Raw genomic sequence first — 19,065 nt, 5'->3', positions numbered from 1 at the left:
CGGCGCCTCCATGGGCTCGCAGCTGTCCTCGATCATCGCCGGCGCCCTGGCCCCCATCATCGCCGTCGAACTCCTCAAGGACTACGACTCCGCCATGCCCATCTCGGTGTACGTGTGCGCGGCCGCCGTCGTGACCACCATCACCGTCGCGGTGATCAAGGAGACGCGCGGCCGCGACCTGACCCGCCCGCTGACCGGCGGCCCCGCCCCCGCGGCGCCCGGGAGACAGCCGATCCCCGGCTCATGACACCCCGCCCGCCGCGTCCACCCCGCAGGAACCCCACCGGAAAGGCCGCCATGAACCGCTACAAGATCCTGGCCGTGGGAGGCGCCGTGGCGCTGTCCGGCGTGACGGCCGGTCCCGCCCGATCGGCCGCGGCGCCCGCCGACGAGGCGTGCACGAGGCTCGCGGGACTGGCCATCCCCGCGTCGGCGATCGGGCTGCCGACCGGCGGCGGGCACGTCCGCCAGGCGACGCCGGTCCCCGCCTCCGGACAGGGCGCCTCGGCCGTCGGCGCCCACTGCCGGGTGGACGCGGCGCTGCGCCCGGTCGATCCGGAAGCCCCCGACATCCTGATGCGGGTCGCCCTGCCGGCGGCCTGGAACGGCAAGGCCATGATGTTCGGCGGCGGCGGATACGACGGCACCATCCCCAACATCGCGGGCAACGTGCCCTACGGACCGTCCGACCGGCCCACCCCGCTGGGGCGCGGCTACGCCACCTTCGCCGGCGACTCCGGGCACCAGGCGGCGCCCGGCTTCCAGCCCACCACCTCCCTGGACGGCTCGTTCGCCCTCAACGACGAGGCGCTGCGCAACTTCGCCGGCGACGCGCTCAAGAAGACGCGCGACGCGGCGCTCCACCTGATCGGCGAACGGTACGGCGGGGCCAGGCCCTCCCGCAGCTACTTCGCCGGCGGCTCCACGGGAGGACGGGAGGGCCTGGCGGTGGCCCAGCGCTGGCCCCGCGACTTCGACGGCGTCATCGCGGTCCACCCCGCCTGGAACGCCGCGACGCTGGACCTGTTCTTCGGCTACGAGGCCCAGGTGCTGTCGCGTCCCGGCGCGTTCCCCGGTCCGGCCGAGCAGGAACTGCTCCACCGCAGCGTCGTCGACGCCTGCGACGGCGGCGACGGCCTGCGCGACGGCGTGGTCTCCAACGAGCGGGGCTGCCGCTTCGACCCCCGCGTCCTGCGCTGCACCGCCCACCCGACCGGCACCTGCCTGACCGACCGGCAGATCCGCGCCGTCCGCGCGCTGTCCTCGCCGCTGCGGCTGCCCTACCGGCTGGCCAGCGGCGAGACCGGATACCCCGGCTTCCCGTTCCTGTCGGGCGCCGCCATGACCACGCCGCTGCTGGGCATGGGCACCACCGCCCCGGCCCGCCCCATGCTGAAGACCAGCGGCTACGGCGTGCAGTTCTGGGACCAGTGGATCCGCTACGCCGTCACCAGGGACCCGGCCCACGACTCGCTGTCGGTCGACCCCCGCCACCCCGGCAGGTGGCGCGACCGCATCAGCCGGCTGTCGGCCCTCCAGGACGTCAACGACCCCGACCTGCGGCCGTTCGCCCGCGCCGGCGGCCGCCTGATCATCGTGCACGGCCTGGCCGACGAGCTGGTCAGCCACCGTTCCACCGCCCAGTACTTCGCCCGCGTCAACGCCACCATGGGCGCCGACGCCACGCGGCGCTTCGCCCGCTTCTACACCGTGCCCGGCGCCAACCACGTCAACGTCAAGGCCGCCTTCGCCGCCGGATGGGACTCCCTCACCGCCCTGGAGAACTGGAGGGAACGCGCCACCGCGCCCCGCGACCCCGTCGTCACCGACGTCAACCCCGGCGCCTCCGCGCGCACCCGCCCCCTGTGCGAGTACCCCGCCTGGCCCCGCTACCAGGGCACCGGCGACCCCGGCGCCGCGACCAGCTTCACCTGCCGGCGGTTCTGAGCGTCCCACCGCTCCGGCCGCCGTCCATCCTGCCGGGGCCCGGTGACCCCGGGATCCTGACAGCGCACGGAACGTCGGGCAGGCCACCCACAAGGAGCCTGCCCGACGCGCGAGCCCGTCAGGGTGTTCTCGGGGAGGCCGCGGGCGAGGCGGGAGGGCCCTGTGCGCCGAAGTCGTGGCTGCCGGCCGGCGGTCCCGGGCACCAGCTCGCCGCGCAGCCTCCTGGCCGAGGCGCGCGAGACCAGCGGCGCCACCCTCACCGAGCTGCCCGGCCGCGCCGCGGCCCCGGTCGAGTCGGCCGCCTACTTCGCCGTCGCCGAGATGCTGGCCAACATCGCCGAGCGCAGCGGCGCCCGCCGCGCCTGGATCGACCTCCACCACGCGGACGGGGAGCTCACGGTGATCGTCGGGTCCGGCACCCGGGGGACCGAACGCCGCCTGGCCGCGTTCGACGGGACCACGGTCGTGACCAGCCCACCCGGCGGACCCACCGTCGTGACCATGAAGATCCCCTGCGCGCTGTCGGGGGCGGGGAACCCGCCGCCCTCCGGGGAACTGATCCGGCCGCGGAACCCGGTGCCCCGGCTCCGCGCCGGTCAGCCCGCCAGGGGGAGGGGCCCGACGTCGGTGACGGCCTCGGCGAGGGACCGGATGAGCGGGTTCTCGTCCTCGCTGAGCCAGACCAGGGCGTACGACAGCGGGCTCATGTCGGTGACGGGGAGGTAGGCGATGTCCGGCCGCACCCAGTAGCGGGTCATGTGGGCGGGGAAGAGGGTGACGATCTCCGCCATGCCGGTGAGGGTGAGCGCCTCCTCGGTGTCCCGCACCAGGGGCCCGCGCTCGACCGGGCGGCCCCGGCGGGTCCGGCGCGGAAGGTAGGCGTCGACCCAGTAGTCGGGCCCGGCGTCGGCGTTCGGAAGCGGGAAGTCGGCGATCGTCTCCAGCGAGACCGGCCCGCGCCCGGCGAGCGCGTGGTCGGTGGAGACGGCCAGCACCCGGGGATCGGAGAACAGGACCGGCCCCACGGTGAGGTCGGGCTCGTCGACGGGCAGCCAGACGACGAGGACGTCGACGTCCCTGCGGCGCAGCGCGGCGAAGGCGTCGCTGAACTGCGTGCGCTGGACGCGCAGCCTGCACCGCGGGTGGCGGGCGCGGAACGCGTCCCAGTAGGGGCGCAGCTCGTGCGCGTTGACCGGGAGCATGCCGACCTGGAGCGTGCCGGTGATGCCCTGGGCGGCCAGCCGGGCGCGCCGCACGCCGTCCCTCAGCCCGGCGTGGAGGGGGAGGAGGTCGTCGCGGAGCTGGCGGCCGACCGGCGTCAGCCGCACCGTGCGGTTGGTCCGCTCGAACAGCGGGGCGCCGATGTGCCGCTCCTGCTTCTGGATCGCCTGGGTGACGCGGGCGGGCGACAGGCGCAGCCGGGCGGCGGTGCGGCCGAAGTGCAGCTCCTCGGCCAGGGTGAGGAAGATCTCGATGTCCCGCAGCTCCACGTCCGACCCGTCCCGTTCACTCCCACTGAAGGTGATCTTGAGGATTCCGTCGTTGTTCCGGGCGTTCACCGTACTGGAGGATGCGGGTTCAGGAACCGCTCGTTCGGGGAGCATCTCGATGAACATCCTCACTTCCGGCGCCGGTGTCGCCGGCCCCGTCCTGGCGTACCGGCCGGGCCACCACGGCCTCCCCCCGACCGTGGCCGGGTGCGCGCCGTAGCCGCCCTCCGGCTCACCGGCGGAGCCGCCGGGCGTCGAGAGGCCGCCCGCACGCCTCCCCGACCATCGAAGCGGGCTGAGGACGGGCTCCCGGACGCGAGCGCCGTCAGGTCCGGACGGCACCCCTCCACCGCGCGGTCTCCCAGGACGCGAGGACGCCGCAAAGGCAAGGCGACCGGCGGCGTCCGGCCCCCTTCCCGACCGCGTCCGCCGCGCGGGACGCGCGGCCCCTTCGAGCCCCGGACCGCATTCGCGGCGGTTCCGGCGGGCCGACCGCGGGACACGGCCGGACGCCCGGCTCGTCCCGGCCCCGAGAAGCAGCCGCGTCCCCCTTCCCGACGTGATGGAGATGACGATGAGCCTGGCCCGTCTGGGGCTGACCGCCGACCAGGAACGTCTCTACCGCTACCTGCTGCGCAACCCCGACGCCGATCCGCGCACCCTCGGCGCGGAGCTGGCCGTGCCCGAACTGCCGCGCGTGGTCGCCGAGTTGCAGGCGCTCGGCCTGCTCGACGAGGGACGGGTCCCCGCGCCCCCGGTGGCCGCCGTCGACCTGCTCGTGCAGCAGCGCATCGAGCACGCCCGGCGCCAGCTCGACGACCTCACCCTCGCCTGGGACATCCTCACCGAGCTGGCCGAGGAGCACGGCAGCGGCCGCACCGTCCACCTGATCGAGCACGTCCCCGGCGGCCCGGAGGTCGTCCGCCGCGTCCGCGCCCTGCTCGCCACCGAACCGCGCGAGCTGGCCCGCCTGCGACTCCACGCCGTCCACCCCGGCACCGGCCATGACGACGAGGCCCTCCACCACCTGCTGGCGCGCGGGCTGCGCAGCCGTACCCTGCTGCCCACGCACGCGCTCGGCCACCCGGACCAGGAGTCCCAGGTGCGGCACCGGCACTCCCTGGGCGACCTGCACCGGACCACCACCGAACCGGTCCGGAACCTCGTCGTCGTCAACCGGTCGACCGCGTTCGTGCAGGCCGACCCCGCCGACCCCCGGGCCGGCGCGCTGCAGATCCGCCAGCCCGGCCTGGTGCGGATCCTCTCGGACCTGTTCGAGGGCATGTGGAGCCGCGCCTGCGACCTGGACGACCCGTTCCTGACCCCGTTCGAGCGGCGGGTCCTGCACGCCCTGGCCCAGCACCACACCGACGAGGCGGCGGCGCGCTCGCTGAGCATCTCGGTCCGCAAGTTCCGCGGCCACGTCGCCGACCTGAAGGCCCGCCTGGGCACCGAGACCCGTTTCCAGACCGCCCTGCGCGCCAGGGAACTCGGCTGGCTCTGACAGGGGGAGGCGCCTCACGCGGGCCGCGGCGGCTCGGGGGCGTCCGGAACGTGGCGCGCACCGTCCCCTCCCCGGGCGGGGGCGCGGTGGGGACGTGCCCGGCCCGCCGGGGCGACGGCCGGGGCGCCGAGGGCCAGCAGGGCGACGAGCGCGGCCACCAGGCCGAGCGCGCCGCCGAGCCCGACGGCTTCGGCGGCCATGCCGATGAGCGGCGGCCCGGCGATGAAGCCCAGGTAGCCGCAGCTGGACACCGCGGCGATGGCGGGACCCGGGCCACCGGCGGACCGCCCGGCGGCGGTGAAGATGATCGGCACCACGCAGGCCAGCCCGAGGCCGAGCAGCGCCAGCCCCGCCAGCGCGGCGGGGATCTCGGCGACCAGCAGCGCCGCGGTGAAGCCGGTGGCGGCGAGGGCGGCCAGCCGGCGCACCACCCGGACCGGCCCGTACGCGGCGACCAGCCGGTCGCCGGTCAGCCGCCCGACCGTCATGGCGAGCGTGAACGCGGCGTAGCCCGCCCCGGCGGTTCCGGCGCCCGCGCCGAGGGTGTCGCGGAGGTAGAGGGCGCTCCAGTCGGCGGCGGCCCCCTCGGCGAGCAGCCCGGCGAACGCGAGCGCGGCCAGCAGCATCAGCGGACGGGTGGGGCGGGCGAAGGCCGGGCCGGTGTGGAGGGCGTCGTCACCGGCGGGCAGGAGCGCGCGGGTGGCGACGGCCCCGAGGACCAGGGCGGCGGCGCCCGCCGCGAGCAGGTGCCAGGGGACGGGCAGGCGGAGGTGGGCGGCGAACGCGCCGGTCCCGGCGCCGACCAGGGCGCCGAGGCTGAAGCAACCGTGCAGGCCGGACATGATGGGCCGCGGGTAGCGGGTCTGGACGGCCATTCCGGCGCTGTTCATGGCGACGTCCAGGGTCCCCATGGCGGCGCCCCAGAGGGTGAGGGCGGCGACCAGCGCGGCCCAGGTGGGCGCGAGGCCGATCAGGACGGGCACGGCGCAGAACGCGGCGAGGGCGGCGCGGACGACGGGCCGGGAGCCGTGCCGGGAGACCAGGGCGCCGGCGGCGGACATGGCGACGACGGCGCCGAGGGCGGGGCCGAGCAGGGCGGCGCCGAGGGCGCCGTCGCCGAGCCCGAGGGCGTCCTTGACCTCGGGGATGCGGGGCACCCAGGAGGAGAACACGGCGCCGTTGAGGAAGAACACCGTGGCCACGGCCCGGCGGGCCGCGCGCGGCGGGGGAGTCGTCGTGCGGGTCACGGGCCCGCCCCTCTCTTGTTTACCGGTCAACACGAGCAGGCTAGGGATAGTGTGTTGACCGGTCAACTGCAGGAGGGGGCACGCGGTGGTGACGTTGCGGGACGTGGCGCGCGAGGCCGGGGTGTCGCACACCACGGTGTCCAACGCCTACCACCGGCCCGACCGGCTGTCCGCGGCCGTCCGGGAGCGGGTGCTGAGGGTGGCGCGGGAGCTGGGGTACTCCGGCCCGGACCCGCTGGCGGCGGGGCTGGCGACCCGCCGGGTCGGCGCGCTGGGACTGCTGTTCACCGAGGACCTGGCGTACGCGTTCACCGACCCGGCCGCGGCGCTGCTGCTCCAGGGGATGGCGTCCACGAGCGGGCTGGCGGAGGTGTGCCTGACGCTGATCCCGGCGCCGCCCGACCCGTCCCTGCGGCCGGGGCGGGGGCACGGCACGGTCGCCGAGGCGGTGCGGCGGGCGGTGGTCGACGGGCTGCTGGTGTACTCCCTGTCGGACGGCCACCCGGCGCTGGCGGCGGCGCGGGAGCGCGGCCTGCCGATGGTGCTGGTCGACGAGCCGGAGCCGGACGGCGACGAGCCGTTCGTGGGCGTGGACGACCGGGGCGGCGCGCGGCGGGCGGCGGCGCACCTGGTGGAGCTCGGCCACCGGCGGTTCGCGGTGCTGGCCGACCGGCTGTCCGCCGACGGCCGGACCGGCCCGGCGGGCCCCGCGCGGCTGCGGGCGGCGACGTTCGCGGTGGCGCGGCAGCGGCTGGCCGGGTACACCGACGCGCTGCCGGCCGGGTGCCGGGCGCCGGTCGTGGAGTGCGGGGGCAACTCGGCCGAGCTGGGCCGGGCGGCGGCGACGCGGCTGCTGGACGTTCCGGCCGCCCGGCGCCCGACGGCGATCCTGGCGATGACCGACCGGCTGGCGCAGGGCGCGGTGGCGGCGGCGCGGGACCTGGGGCTGCCGGTGCCGGGCGAGGTGTCGGTGGTGGGGTTCGACGACCTGCCGTCGGCGGCGGAGGGCGATCCGCCGCTGACCACGGTGCGCCAGCCGCTGGTGGAGAAGGGGCGCCTGGCGGCGCGGACGCTGCTGGACCTGCTGGCCGGGGAAGCGGTGCCGCCGCGCACGGTCCTGCCGGCCGACCTGGTCGTCCGCGCCTCGACGGGCCCGCCGCCCACCGGCCGGGGACGACCCGGGGCGTCGTCGCGCTAGGGGGTGACCGCCGATTCCGCGGAAAGGCCGAGGGCGAACGCCGCCCGGCGGCCCGTCGCGCCTGACCGTGACCTTCACCTTCGACACCGGGAACGGAGGCACGGAACGCCTCATCCACGGCTTCCCGGTCCGCGACGGCCGCATCACCGGCGTCGTGGGCCGCCATCTCTGAGCCGCGCGGTGAGGTCGGCGACGCCTTCGCCGGACAACTGCCGCAGACCGGCCGTCCGTCCGGTGCAGACCAGCAGGATCGCGCTCATCGGGCCCTGGACCCGCGGCCCGTCGCCGGCGGTCCAGCCGATGTCGGTGGCGGTCAGCCGGAACCCCCTCACCCGCCGGGCGGCGGGAAGGGGCGGCGGCCGGCGCATGGACAGGACCCGGTCGGCCGAGACGGCCGCCGCGGCGGGCGGCATGTCGTGGCGGCGCCCGAGCGGGACGGCGATGTCCTGCCCGTGGACGAGGATGTCGGTGAGCGTCTCCAGAGGGGTGACGCCGAGATTGCGCCGCCGGGACCCGACCGTGCCGCGGATGCGGGCGACGATCTGGTCGGTGGAGAGCGCGGCGGCCCGCCGGCGGGCCGCGTGCTGGATCGTCCGGTCGAGGTTCCCGCGCCACGCGCGCATCATGCCGATCATGTCGGTCAGGCCGAGCTGTTGCAGCGTCAGGTGCGCGGCGACGTCCCGGACCGTCCAGCCCTCGCACAGCGACGGCCGGCGCCACTGGTCGTCGGTCAGGTCCTCCAGCAGGTCGGCCAGGCTCGTCCGCTGCGCGTCGATCACCTGCCAGACCTGGTCCGGGTTCAGGAGAGCGGGATCTGGCGGGCGTTTCCCCCTCATGCCGGTGCCTCCCTGGGACGGGAAGATTTCGGACGGGCGAGCCCGTGCGCACCCAGTCCATCACAGCGAGGGGAACCGGGCCCCTCAGGGGCGGCACGCTAGGTGACCAGCCCGTTGCGGTAGGCGTAGACGACGGCCTGCACGCGGTCGCGCAGGTCGAGCTTGGTGAGGATGCGCGACACGTAGGTCTTGACGGTCTCCTGGCTGAGCACCAGCACCGCGGCGATCTCGCTGTTGGACAGGCCCTCGGCGATGAGGCGCAGCACCTCCAGCTCGCGGGGCGTCAGCGCGGCGTCGGCCGGGTTCCCGGCGGGACGGATCCGCGCCGCGTACCGGCCGACGAGCTGCCGCGTCACCTCGGGCGCGAGCAGCGCGGCGCCGCTGGCGACGGTGCGGATGCCGTGCAGGAGCTGCGCGGGCGGGGCGTCCTTGAGCAGGAACCCGCTCGCCCCCGCGCGCAGCGCCTGGTAGACGTACTCGTCCAGGTTGAACGTCGTCACCACCAGCACCTTGACCGGGTCCGGCACCCCGGCGCCGGCCAGCAGGCGGGTCGCCTCGATGCCGTCGAGCACCGGCATCCGCACGTCCATCACGACGATGTCCGGCCCCAGCCGCCGGGCCAGGTCGACGGCGGCGCGCCCGTCCCCGCACTCGCCCACCACCTCCAGGTCGGGCTGGGCGTCGATGATCGTCGCGAAGCCGGTGCGGATCAGCGCCTGGTCGTCGCAGACCAGCACCCGCACGGTCACGACGGGCCTCCCGCGGGGATGCGCGCCCGCACGACGAAGCCGCCGCCGTCCTGCCCGGTCGCGCTGAACTCGCCGCCCAGGGCGTCGACCCGTTCGCGGAGCCCGGCCAGGCCCCGCCCGCTCCCGCCGGGGGACGCGGCCCGGTTCCCGGGGCCGTCGGTGCCGACCTCCACGGTGATCTCCTTCTCTCCGTAGCGCACCCGGGTGACGGTGCGGTGGCCGTGGGCGTGCTTGAGGGCGTTGGTCAGGGCCTCCTGCACGACCCGGTAGGCCACGAACTCGGCGCTGCCGGCGGACTCGGCCGGCTCGCCCTCCTCGGTGAACTCCACCGGCTGCCCGGCCTGGCGCGTCCGTTCCACCAGCGCGCGGAGGTCACCGGTGGACGGCGTCCGGACACGGTCCTCGCGCGCGGCGTCGTGGTCGGGGTTGAGCAGGTCGAGCAGGTGCCGCAGATCGGCGATGGCCCGCCGGCCGGTGTCGGTGACGGCGCCCAGGGTCTCGTCGAGGCGGTCGGGCGCGGCGGTCAGGTACCGCGCCGCCTCGGCCTGCACGACCATCGCCGTCACGTGGTGGGTCACGACGTCGTGGAGCTCGCGGGCGATGCGGGTGCGTTCGGCGGCGCGGGTGGCCTCGGCGACGCGGAGGCGGTACTCGGCCTCGGCGACCCGCGTGGAACGCAGCCAGGACCCGATGCCCCAGCTGACGGCCAGCCCCACGAAGAACACCACGTACCCGTCCGGCCGCTCGGCCCCGCCGAGCCGGTCGAGCGCGACCGCCAGCAGCGCGTACGCGGCGGACAGGACGGCCACGGCGGCGCGCCGGTGGCGTTCCAGATGGGCCCCCGCGCTCAGCAGCGCGATGGGCAGCCCGGTCCCCGCGACCATGTGGTAGCCGCGGAGTTGCGCGACGACGAAACCGAGCGACACCAGGCCCAGGCACGCGGCCGGCCACCGCCGGCGCACGGCGAGCGGGAGGCACAGGAGGGCGAGCGCCGCGATGGCCGGCGCGTCGAAGGGGCGGGGCGGGAGTTCACCGACCTGCGTCTCGTGGCCGCGCAGCACCGGCAGGAACGACATGACGACCAGCAGCAGCGCGAGCGGGAGGTCCCGGACCGTCACGTCCCACCGCCGCCACCGGGCCGGCAGCCGCCGCAGGTCGATCACCGGGCAATGCTAGCGGCCGCGGCGGGGGCGCCGCCCCTACGGGAGACCAGGTTGCCCCGCCTGCGGGCCAGCCACAGGAACGCGATCGTCAGCAGGACGCCGAACAGGACCGTGGGCGGGCTGGCCTCCGGACCGAACGCGCCGCCGGTGAGCAGGTCCGGACCGGACAGCTCGCCGCGCAGCAGCCCCTCGTTCTCGCCGTTGCCCGACACCGCGGTGCCGAAGACGCCGCCCTGGGCGAAGTTCCAGCCGAAGTGCAGGCCGATCGGCACCCACAGGCTGCGGGTGGCGGCGTACACGGCGGCGAGCGCCCCGCCGGCCGACAGCGCGATGGCGACCGCGCCCCACAGGGTGGCGTCCGGGTTGAGCATGTGCCACAGGCCGAACAGCACGCTGGTCAGCACCAGCGCGACCCACGTGCCGGCGCGTTCCTCCGTGATCCGGAACAGGACGCCGCGGAACATCAGCTCCTCCGTCACCGAGGCGGCCGCCATGAAGCCGAACAGGCCGACCGGGCCCGCGATCCCACCGAAGCCCTCGACCCGGTAGCCGCCGTTGAAGGCGATGTTCCCGATGACGGCCGCGAACCACCCGACGCCGATCAGCGTCCCGAGGACGGTACGGGTGACGGCGCCCTCGGCGGCGACCTCGACCGGCGCCCGGCGCTCGGACCACCGCACCGTCCAGGCGTACACGAGCACCGCGACCGCGGCCGTCACGAGCCCGAGAACCAGGCTCAGGACCGCGTTGTCCTTCACCGCCATGGCCCCCTGACCGCCGACGAAGGCGACCGCCACGACGGGCAGGAGCTGTTTCAACAACCGCACGACGACTCCTTGCGAGATTCCTTTGCGGGATTCCGCGGCTCGATCACCGCGGCCAGAGGAACGCTAGGGAACCGATGCCCCCGCGATCTTCCCCGCACGGAGGACACTCGCCGGTAGCTCGCACGGGGGACAGGGGACGCCTCGACGCGTTCTCGTGCGGCGGATCCCGGTCAGTTCGGCGGGCGGGTGCGCAGGGCGTTGGTCCAGAGCTCGGTGACCGCGGTGACGCAGGTGTCGGTGGACCGGCCGGCGGGTGGCCGCAGGACGGCTCCATGCACCTGCGCCTCGACGGCCTGGACCAGCAGCAACGCGGTCAGGCCGGGATCCGGGCCGCCGACGCCGAGGCGCCTGAGGTGGTACTCGATCCCGGCGGCCAGCGAATCCTCCAGCGCGCGGAGGCGCTCTGCTCCCTCGGGCGTCCGGGGCGCCTGGTCGAACAGCAGCCGGTGCATGCGGGGCTCGGCGCGGTGCAGCGCGGCCACCGCCTCGACCAGTGTGCGGACGGTGTCCTCAAGCGGCGGCTCCGTGCGGCGGAGCCCGTCGAGCACCTCGGACAACGCGGCCATGCCCGCGCCCAGGTGCCGCTCGGCCAGGGCGTGGAGAAGGGCGTCCTTGTTGGGGACGTAGTGGTACAGGGTCCCGATGGACACCCCCGCCAGCTCGGCCACCTTGTTGGTGGTGGTGGCCGCGTAGCCGTCGCGTTCGAAAAGCCGAGCAGCCGCGTCCAGGATCGCGTCGAAGGTGAAGCGTGACCGCTGCTGGCGGGGCCGGTGGCGGGGTGTCGACATGGGGCGTCCGAAGTCGAGTTGTCAGATTCGAATATTGCTCGAATCATTGTGACATGCGCGACGACTACCTGCGGTTTCTCCCCGAAGACCTCCGGCCGTCCCCCGGCCTGCGGCCCCGCTCGACCCGGTGGCGGTGGCGCGACCTCGACCTGCACGTCGAACGCGTGGAGCGTCCCGGCGCCGCACTGCGGCTGCTGGTCCTGCACGGCGCGGGCGGGCACGCCGGAGCGCTCTGGCCGCTGGCGGGGATGGCCGCCGAACTCGGCCTGGAGGTGGTCGTGCCCGATCTGCCCGGCTACGGCCGCACCCGGGTGCCCCGCCCCGGCCGCGTCCGCTACCCCGACTGGGTCGGCTGCGTCACCGACCTCGTGACCGCCGAGAAGGCCGCCGACCCGCGCCCGCTGGTGCTGTTCGGGGCGAGCATGGGCGGGATGCTCGCCTACGACGTGGCCGCCCGGACCGGGCTGGCCGCCGCCGTCGTGGCCACCTGCCTGCTCGACCCCCGCCGGGACGCCGTGCGCGCCGCCGTCGGCCGGCACCGGTCGCTGGTCCCCGCCACGCTGCCGTTGCTGCGGCTGCTGGCACCGGTCATCGACGACCTGCGCGTCCCGATCCGGCTGGTGGCCAGGATGAACGCGATCGCCAACGATCCCGCGCTGGCGCGCCTGGTCGCCCGCGACCGTCTCGGCGGCGGTTCACGCGTGCCGTTGGGCTTCGTCCGCAGCTACCTGGAGTCGGCCCCGGCGGTCGAGCCGGAGGAGTTCACCTCCTGCCCGGTGCTGCTGGCCCACCCCGGCGCGGACCGGTGGACCCCGATCGGACTCAGCCGCGCCTTCTTCGACCGCATCGCCGCGCCCAAGCGTCTGATGGTCCTCGACAACGCCGGGCACTACCCGGTCGAGGAGCCGGGCGTGCGCCGGCTCGCCGACGCCTTCGACCTGCTCCGCGCCGATATCGGCCACCACGACGGCGAATCTCACGTGGGGCGGACGGAGAGGGCGTGACGGAACACGTCGCGGGGGTCCCAGCGGCGTTTGACCTGCTGGAGGCGGGCGTAGCCGTCCTTGTAGTAGAGGGCGTGCCACGGGGTGCCCGAGTCGTTCCACCTGGGGTCGGCCAGGTCGCTGTCGGGGTAGTTGATGAACGCGCCGTCGGCGGGGACACCGCCGCTGTCGGCGTAGACGTCGCGGTAGAACTCCCGGATCCACGCCAGGTGCCGGGCGTCCTCGGCCGCGTTCTCCCACCCGACGAGGTAGCCGACCTTGAAGATCGAGTCCCGGTGCGCCACGGCGGTCGCGCCGGGCCGCACGGCGTTGACCCGCCCGCCGTAGGTGTTCACGAACATCTGCCCGGACGGGTAGCCGTAGTCCGACCTCGTCAGGTGCCGGTGAACGGCGACCAACTGCCGGTCGGTGAAGCCGCGCCGCTGGTAACCGGACTTGATCTTGATGCGGTAGAAGGGCCCCGGACCGCCGTCGAGACCGTGCGCGGCCGCCGTCAGCCAGGGCAGGGTCGACGTCCGGCGAACGGGCCGCACCTCGACCCCATGCCCGAGCGCGGCGACCAGCTCGTCCAGCACCCTGCCGGAGCCGGCGACCTGCCCCGACAGCGAGATGGCCTCGCTGGGCCTGCGGGTCAGCGAGAACTCGCCGTAGAGCGCGGCCGCGGGGGAGCCCGGAGCCGAGTTGCGCTCGCCCCACCGGCCGTAGTTGCGCAGCAGACGCACGAACGTGTCACGGTCGAGCCGCTCCCACGGCCATTGCAGCGTGAAGTCCAGGACCGTGGGCGGCGGGGCGGGCAGCGACCGGAACCAGTAACGGGTGACGACACCGAAGTTCCCGCCGCCGCCCCCGGTGTGCGCCCACCACAGGTCCCGGTTGGGGTCGGACGGCTCCCGCGTGGCGACCACGCTCCGGGCCTTTCCCGCACGGTCCACCACGACGACCTCCACCGCGTACAGGTGGTCGACGCTCAGACCGTGCAGGCGGCACAGCGCGCCGTAACCGCCGCCACTGACATGCCCGCCGACCCCGACCTGGCCATGCGTCCCGGCCGGTACGGTCACCCCCCACCCGAGGTACAGCCGCCGGTACACCTCGCCCAACGTGGCCCCCGCCTCGACCACGAAGGCATCGCGGCGCCGGTCATGCCCGACCGCCGCCATCTGCGACAGATCGATCAGCACCCGGACGGCCGGGTCGTCCACGAAATCCTCGAAGCAGTGACCACCACCGCGCACCGCGACCCGCCGCCCCGCCCGCACGGCATCGCCCACGGCGCGCACGACGTCCTCGGTGGATCGCACCACATGGACCTGCTCGGGCCGCCCCTCGAACCGCCGGTTGTAGCCCCGGCGCACCAACGACGGATAGCGCGGATCGCCCGGCCCTACGGCCACCGGCTCCCGCGCGGACGCCTCCCCGAAAGAGGAGACCCCGACCAGGGGAGCGGATGCTGCAGCGATCGTGCCGCCACGAAGGACGGTTCTCCTGGTGTGCTCGACCACGACGGGCCTCCCCGAAGAGAAAACGTGTAGCCGAACGCTACGAGCCGCCGCCCCGAACGTTCACCACGCCACAGGGCCAACCCCTCCCTGGCCCCCAGGTATCAAAGACGGCCCCCCACGGTGCCGGTAGAGAAAGATCGCGAACCCTGGACATCCACGAATGACCGGGGCTCTGAGCCGGGATCTCCGGAGGTCCGACAGCCGGCCGCACCGCGCGGCAAGGGAGCTTGCGAGATGCCTCACCCGCAAGCCTCCTCGCCGCGCTCGTGCAGCTCGGATCAGCTGTTCTTGCTGATGGTCCGATGGATCCAGTGGGCGTAGGCGGGCACGCTGGTGTAGAGCCCCGGCCCCTTCGAGCAGCTCACGCCCGGGGCGCCGGGACCGGAGGTGACGCCGACGAGCTCCCAGGCTCGGTGCCGGCCCCGCTGGATCTGCGGGCCGCCGGAGTCGCCGTTGCAGGCCATGGCATCGGGCACCCGGCTGATGGTGCACAGCCTGGTGCGGTCGGCATAGCCGGGAGCGCACTCGGCGGCGGAGCCCAGGCGGGTGTCGAGTTGCTGGAGCCGCTCGGCGAAGACCCACTTGGTGTGGTCGGGGGACTCGACGACGGTGCCGAAGCCGAGCAGCCGGGTCGGGGTGCCGGGCCGGCCCGGCCGGTGAGCGAGGCCGATGGGCTGTCGGCCGACCGGACGGTCCAGGCGGATCAGCGCGATGTCGTTGTGGTTGGGGCGCGTGCTGCCGTCGCCCACCCGGTATCCCGGGTGGATCACCGTCTGCTCGATCCTGCGGACCGTGCCGCCGGACGTGCGCTGCCGGCTGCCGATCCGCACGGTGCCGTCAGCCCGCGTCTCCACCAGGCAGTGGGCCGCCGTCAGCACCCACCGCCGGTCGATCAGCGAGCCGCCGCAGGTGGCCTTCAACGGCGGCGCCGCCCCGTCGTAGGTCACCGGGACCGTCGCCATGAACGAGTACGCCTCGGTGGCGTCCCTGCCGTTGATGATCGCGTTGGCACTGCCGGCCGTCATGGTCGCGCCCGCCACGCCGGCCAGCGCCACAGCGGCGGTTCGCACCGCATGGCGGCGCAGAGAGACAGGGATGGAGCTGAACGGGGGTCCTTCCTGAACGGAGATCCGGATGCGTCCAGCCTGCTCACTCGGGACCCACCGATCCATCCGGGCAGCGGGCGCACGCATGGTGTAGCCAGCTCCCAGAAAACCCCGCGACCGGGCCCCCGGTAACGATCGCGGAGAACCACCCACGATCTCGACGAACACGTGTTCGGCGCACTGCGCGCCGGGGCATCGGGCTTCCTGCTGAAGGACGCGCCCCGCGAACGGCTCCTGAAGGCGATCCGCGTCGTCCACCAGGGCGAGGCACTGCTGTCCCCATCGATCACCCGCCGCCTGGTCGAGGACTACGCCGACCGCGCCGACCCGGTCCGGCCCGCACCGGGCCTGCTGGCCGCGCTGACCCCCCGCGAACGCGAGATGCTCCTGCTCGTCGCCCAGGGCCTGTCCAACCAGGAGATCGCGGCGCTGCTCGCCTTCACCGAGGCCACCGTCAAGCTCCACCTCCGCGACCGCGTCCAGGCCGTCGTCCTGGCCTACGAGCACGGCATCGTCGTCCCGGGCCGCCGCCCCGACCCGATTCTCCTCCTCCACCCCCACGGCCTGCGACTACCTGACCACCGCGGCCCGTTTCCGCCGCATTCCGGTGGCACCCCCGTCGGGGTGGTTGGTGGTCGGTCCGGGCAACGGTCTGATCGTTGGCGGGGTTCGTCCAGCGGGTGAGCGGGGGCAGCCCGGGGAAGCCGGAAAGGGGCAACGGGCAGGCCGGGATGATCGCAGTGATCACTTCATGCACGGCTGGCACATCATGCGTGCGCCCCGAATGCACGATCTTGCCTGGCGTGGGCGATGGAGGGGTTCCGGGTGGAGCTGCGCGACATTGAGATCTTCCTGACCCTTGCCGAGGAGTTGCACTTCGGTCGGACCGCGGAGCGGCTGCACGTGTCGGTGGCGGCGGTCAGCAAGGCGATCAAGAAGCAGGAACGGGCGATCGGCGTTGAGCTGTTCGCTCGCGACAGCCGCAATGTGCGGCTGACGCCGGTGGGCGAGCAGCTGTGCGGCGACCTGCGCGAGCTGCATCAGGGGTTGACCCAGAGTCTGGAGCGGGCCCGGCTGGCGGCCCGGGGCAAGACCGGCACGCTGCGGGTCAGCCTGTTCCCCGTCAATCACCAGGGCATGCGCCGCTACTGGGAGGCGTTCCGTTCTCGCCATCCGCAGTGGGAGTTGCGGCTGCGGGTGTCGGCGTATGCGGATCCGTTCGCCCAGCTGCGCAACGGGGAGGTCGATGTCCTGGTCACCTGGCCGCCGGTGGACGAGCCCGACCTGACCGTGGGCCCGCTGCTGTTCGCCGAGCCTCGGGTGCTGGCCGTGGCAGCCGACAACCCGCTGGCGAAGTGGTCCACGGCCTCCCTGGAGGCGGTCGGCGACTTCCGGCACGTGACCGCCGATCCGGTGCCCGGTGGATGGTTCGACCGCTACGTTCCCGAGATCACTCCGGGGGGCCGGTTGATCGAGCGCACGGCCGTCGTGAACAACATCGAGGACACTTTGCTGCACGCGGCCATGGGAGAGACGGTGTCGCTGTTTCCGGCTCACGTGGCGCTCTATTACCCGCGTCCGGGCATCGTCTACCTGCCGGTCACGGACATGGGGGCGCTGCCGTACGGGCTGGTGTGGCTCAGCGAGGCGGAGAACGACATGATCCGCGCCCTGGCCCGCGTGGCACGCGAGCTGGGACCGCTACCCGGCTGGGACCGTTGACCCGCGGTTAACGACCGTTGCGACAGCCGCCGTTGATCGGCGGCACCGCCCGGCGTGATGCTTGTTCCGTCCGAAGAACAGGCCCTGTCGGGAGGTGAATGGGAACGTGTCCTTTTCTGGTGCCGCGGCGTGAACATCGTCTCTTCCGCGGTTTCGGTGACCGTTGACGATCCGGCCGCTTCCAGCCGCTTCTTCACCAGCCACCTCGGATTCCGCGAAACCCTGGCCGGCGACGGATTCATCACCTTGGGCCGCGACGACGCGGCCGTCGACCTGATCCTCACCGAACGCGACCCCGAGCGGTGGCAGCCGGGACGGGGACTGGCGGACGCGATCGTGGTGTTCACCGTCACCGGCCTGGCCGCCGAGCACGAGCGGCTGCGCCGCGCGGGCGCCGCCATCACCGTCCCGCTCCGGCGAGAGCCATGGGGGGAGCTGATGATGCGGCTCAGCGACCCCAACGGGGTGACGATCCAGCTCACCGAATGGATCCCGCCGCCCACCAGCTGACACCGGCGATTGCCGGCTACTGCTCGCAACGCGTTCCACGACGATCGTCAGCCCGTCGCGGCATCCATTCCCCCCACCTCCTATCGCGGGCATCACCGCCCGCACCGGCAACCTCGAACCGACCCACATCGCTGGAAGGCAACCATGTCCCGCAACCTCAAGGTCCCCGTCGCCGACACCGTGCTGGACTGCAACGACACCGAGGGCCCCGGCCAGCCGATACTGCTGCTCAACGGCATGTACGCCACCCAGCGCTACTGGAGGGGCCTGCTGCCCCTGCTGACCGGCCGGCATGACGCGCGGCAAGGTGGTCGCGGCGCGGGTCGCCCGCGCTGCCGGCAGTCGATCACCCGTCCTTAACTCGGTAACGATTACCGATCCGCGCCCACGGCTCCCCACGCGAAGCTTCCTGACGTCAACACAATGAACGAACCGGGAGCACCCAAATTGCGCAAGCGTCTCGCCCTCACCGCGACGGCCGCCATGGCCGCCGCCCTCACCTCCGCCCTCACCTCCGCGGTCCCGGCCCAGGCGACACCGCAGGCGGCCGCCGCCGCGCCAGGTCCCTTCTACTGGATCGTCAACAACGACACCGGCAAAGCGCTCCTGCCCTACCAGCACTCCAAGGACAGCGGGCAACCCCTCATCCAGAGCAACGAGTTCAACGGCGGCGCCACCCACTGGAAGATCCGCACGACGCCCAACGACACCATGCTTGAGAACCGTCACTCGCACCTGTGCGCCAACGCCCTGGTCGCAGGCGGCCTCATGCGCCAGGAGTACTGCGGGTCCCCCGGCACCAAGTGGTGGGTGTCCAACACCAGCGACATGTGGGCCGGCAGGCCGGTCACCTTCCGCAACCTCCAACTGAACAACCAGTGCATGACCGCGTTCGGCGCCGTCACCAAGGCCACCACCTGCATTGGCGCCACCACCCAGTACTTCAGGCTCGTCCGCGTCCCCGGCACCTGACCACCGGGCGCCATAACGGCCCCTCTCCGCACTCCGGAGGGGGCCATCGGCGTTCCGGCCGCGACCACGTCCTGGCCGACCCGCACGCTGTCACCACCGCCGTCCGCCGCCACTCACGATGCGTCGTGCAGAGCCGGACCCACGGTGCGTTCACGGTGCTGTCGCAGACAGGGGGCGCTGACCCCGTCCACGCTGCGCCAGGCCGAGGTCGACCTCGGCGACAACCGCCGCCTCCTGAAGTTTGTCTTCGATCAGGAGGATTGAAGACAGCTTCTCGGCCACGAACGCGATGTGACAGGGAATGGGCCATTCCCTGTCACATCAAGTCCTGCTCCTCGCGCTCATGCGAGAGCCGGTCGCGGCTGCCGGTTGTCGCGGACGTAGATCACGGTCGCTTTCCCGGTGCTAGGTCGTGTCCGGTGGATCACGATGTGATCCAGAGCAGGGTGCTGACCAGGGTGACGGCTGCTTGGTAGTGCGCGGCGAGTTTGTCATAGCGG

The 19,065-nt window shown here is 73.8% G+C and carries 19 protein-coding genes and 1 pseudogene; 10 read left to right on the top strand and 10 right to left on the bottom strand.

The genetic code is table 11. The annotated features are described in order from the left end of the window. Both HNR61_RS46555 and HNR61_RS46550 read left to right on the top strand, forming a co-directional pair. Positions 1-247: pseudogene (locus HNR61_RS46555) on the top strand (hypothetical protein); the annotation flags it as partial. A gap of 50 nt (positions 248-297) precedes the next feature. Next, positions 298-1,947 carry a tannase/feruloyl esterase family alpha/beta hydrolase gene (locus HNR61_RS46550; RefSeq protein ID WP_182849566.1) on the top strand — a complete coding sequence of 550 codons (1,650 nt, stop codon included), beginning with the start codon at positions 298-300 and terminating at the stop codon, positions 1,945-1,947. 596 nt (positions 1,948-2,543) lie between these two features. Here HNR61_RS46550 and HNR61_RS46545 read toward each other — a convergent pair. Beyond that, positions 2,544-3,506 carry a LysR family transcriptional regulator gene (locus HNR61_RS46545; protein WP_312898432.1) on the bottom strand — a complete coding sequence of 321 codons (963 nt, stop codon included), beginning with the start codon at positions 3,504-3,506 and terminating at the stop codon, positions 2,544-2,546. Between the two features lie 505 nt (positions 3,507-4,011). Here HNR61_RS46545 and HNR61_RS46540 point away from each other — a divergent pair. After that, a complete protein-coding gene (locus HNR61_RS46540; protein WP_182849565.1) occupies positions 4,012-4,941 on the top strand; it encodes a helix-turn-helix domain-containing protein in 930 nt (309 codons plus the stop codon). A 14-nt stretch (positions 4,942-4,955) separates the two neighbouring features. On the opposite strand, the gene HNR61_RS46535 is transcribed toward HNR61_RS46540, so the two are convergent. Further along, complete coding sequence (locus HNR61_RS46535) at positions 4,956-6,188, bottom strand: MFS transporter (RefSeq protein WP_182849564.1); 1,233 nt, start codon at positions 6,186-6,188, stop codon at positions 4,956-4,958. An 85-nt stretch (positions 6,189-6,273) separates the two neighbouring features. Here HNR61_RS46535 and HNR61_RS46530 point away from each other — a divergent pair, with 85 nt between their 5' ends. Continuing rightward, complete coding sequence (locus HNR61_RS46530) at positions 6,274-7,386, top strand: LacI family DNA-binding transcriptional regulator (RefSeq protein WP_182849563.1); 1,113 nt, start codon at positions 6,274-6,276, stop codon at positions 7,384-7,386. 143 nt (positions 7,387-7,529) lie between these two features. On the opposite strand, the gene HNR61_RS46525 is transcribed toward HNR61_RS46530, so the two are convergent. The 5 genes from HNR61_RS46525 to HNR61_RS46505 all read right to left on the bottom strand — a co-directional run bounded on the left by HNR61_RS46525 (position 7,530) and on the right by HNR61_RS46505 (position 11,749). Continuing rightward, positions 7,530-8,222 (bottom strand): maleylpyruvate isomerase family mycothiol-dependent enzyme, encoded by a 693-nt coding sequence (locus tag HNR61_RS46525; RefSeq protein ID WP_220510624.1) that lies wholly within the window; start codon positions 8,220-8,222, stop codon positions 7,530-7,532. 98 nt (positions 8,223-8,320) lie between these two features. Continuing rightward, on the bottom strand, positions 8,321-8,971 hold the full coding sequence (locus HNR61_RS46520) for a response regulator (RefSeq protein ID WP_182849562.1): 651 nt from the start codon (positions 8,969-8,971) through the stop codon (positions 8,321-8,323). Further along, the gene (locus HNR61_RS46515; RefSeq protein ID WP_182849561.1) at positions 8,968-10,134 is read right to left on the bottom strand and encodes a sensor histidine kinase; all 1,167 of its coding nucleotides are present in this window, start codon (positions 10,132-10,134) and stop codon (positions 8,968-8,970) included. Before HNR61_RS46515 ends, HNR61_RS46520 begins: the two co-directional genes overlap by 4 nt. Then, entirely contained in the window at positions 10,131-10,961 is an 831-nt protein-coding gene (locus tag HNR61_RS46510; protein WP_182849560.1) for a CPBP family intramembrane glutamic endopeptidase, read from the bottom strand. Before HNR61_RS46510 ends, HNR61_RS46515 begins: the two co-directional genes overlap by 4 nt. 170 nt (positions 10,962-11,131) lie before the next feature. Further along, positions 11,132-11,749: a TetR/AcrR family transcriptional regulator gene (locus HNR61_RS46505; RefSeq protein ID WP_182849559.1), complete on the bottom strand. Its 618-nt coding sequence runs from the start codon at positions 11,747-11,749 to the stop codon at positions 11,132-11,134. Between the two features lie 53 nt (positions 11,750-11,802). Here HNR61_RS46505 and HNR61_RS46500 point away from each other — a divergent pair, with 53 nt between their 5' ends. Then, the gene (locus tag HNR61_RS46500; RefSeq protein WP_182849558.1) at positions 11,803-12,753 is read left to right on the top strand and encodes an alpha/beta hydrolase; all 951 of its coding nucleotides are present in this window, start codon (positions 11,803-11,805) and stop codon (positions 12,751-12,753) included. Here HNR61_RS46500 and HNR61_RS46495 read toward each other — a convergent pair. Together HNR61_RS46495 and HNR61_RS46490 are read right to left on the bottom strand one after the other, a co-directional pair. Further along, complete coding sequence (locus HNR61_RS46495) at positions 12,726-14,108, bottom strand: FAD-binding protein (protein ID WP_312898431.1); 1,383 nt, start codon at positions 14,106-14,108, stop codon at positions 12,726-12,728. The two genes, HNR61_RS46500 and HNR61_RS46495, sit on opposite strands and share 28 nt — an antisense overlap. A 425-nt stretch (positions 14,109-14,533) precedes the next feature. After that, entirely contained in the window at positions 14,534-15,325 is a 792-nt protein-coding gene (locus HNR61_RS46490) for a S1 family peptidase (protein WP_312898430.1), read from the bottom strand. A gap of 204 nt (positions 15,326-15,529) precedes the next feature. On the opposite strand from HNR61_RS46490, the gene HNR61_RS46485 reads away from it, so the two are divergent. The 5 genes from HNR61_RS46485 (at position 15,530) to HNR61_RS46465 (ending at position 18,565) form a co-directional block, all read left to right on the top strand. Further along, positions 15,530-16,045, top strand: coding sequence for a LuxR C-terminal-related transcriptional regulator (locus tag HNR61_RS46485; RefSeq protein ID WP_312898429.1), 516 nt, complete (start codon positions 15,530-15,532; stop codon positions 16,043-16,045). A gap of 141 nt (positions 16,046-16,186) precedes the next feature. Next, positions 16,187-17,083: a LysR family transcriptional regulator gene (locus tag HNR61_RS46480; protein ID WP_182849555.1), complete on the top strand. Its 897-nt coding sequence runs from the start codon at positions 16,187-16,189 to the stop codon at positions 17,081-17,083. A gap of 156 nt (positions 17,084-17,239) precedes the next feature. Then, a complete protein-coding gene (locus HNR61_RS46475) occupies positions 17,240-17,593 on the top strand; it encodes a VOC family protein (protein ID WP_312898428.1) in 354 nt (117 codons plus the stop codon). A 144-nt stretch (positions 17,594-17,737) separates the two neighbouring features. After that, positions 17,738-17,953, top strand: a complete 216-nt coding sequence (locus HNR61_RS46470; RefSeq protein ID WP_182849553.1) for an alpha/beta fold hydrolase family protein — start codon at positions 17,738-17,740, stop codon at positions 17,951-17,953. A gap of 87 nt (positions 17,954-18,040) precedes the next feature. Further along, a complete protein-coding gene (locus HNR61_RS46465) occupies positions 18,041-18,565 on the top strand; it encodes an RICIN domain-containing protein (RefSeq protein ID WP_182849552.1) in 525 nt (174 codons plus the stop codon). A 150-nt stretch (positions 18,566-18,715) separates the two neighbouring features. On the opposite strand, the gene HNR61_RS49770 is transcribed toward HNR61_RS46465, so the two are convergent. Next, positions 18,716-18,847 (bottom strand): hypothetical protein, encoded by a 132-nt coding sequence (locus HNR61_RS49770; protein ID WP_281400780.1) that lies wholly within the window; start codon positions 18,845-18,847, stop codon positions 18,716-18,718. Positions 18,848-19,065: the final 218 nt, after the last annotated feature.

The sequence above is a fragment of the Actinomadura kijaniata genome, from assembly GCF_014138665.1.
Classification (GTDB): domain Bacteria; phylum Actinomycetota; class Actinomycetes; order Streptosporangiales; family Streptosporangiaceae; genus Spirillospora; species Spirillospora kijaniata.
The sequence above is the reverse complement of the archived record's forward strand: the minus strand, read 5'-3'. Positions and strand labels throughout refer to the sequence as shown.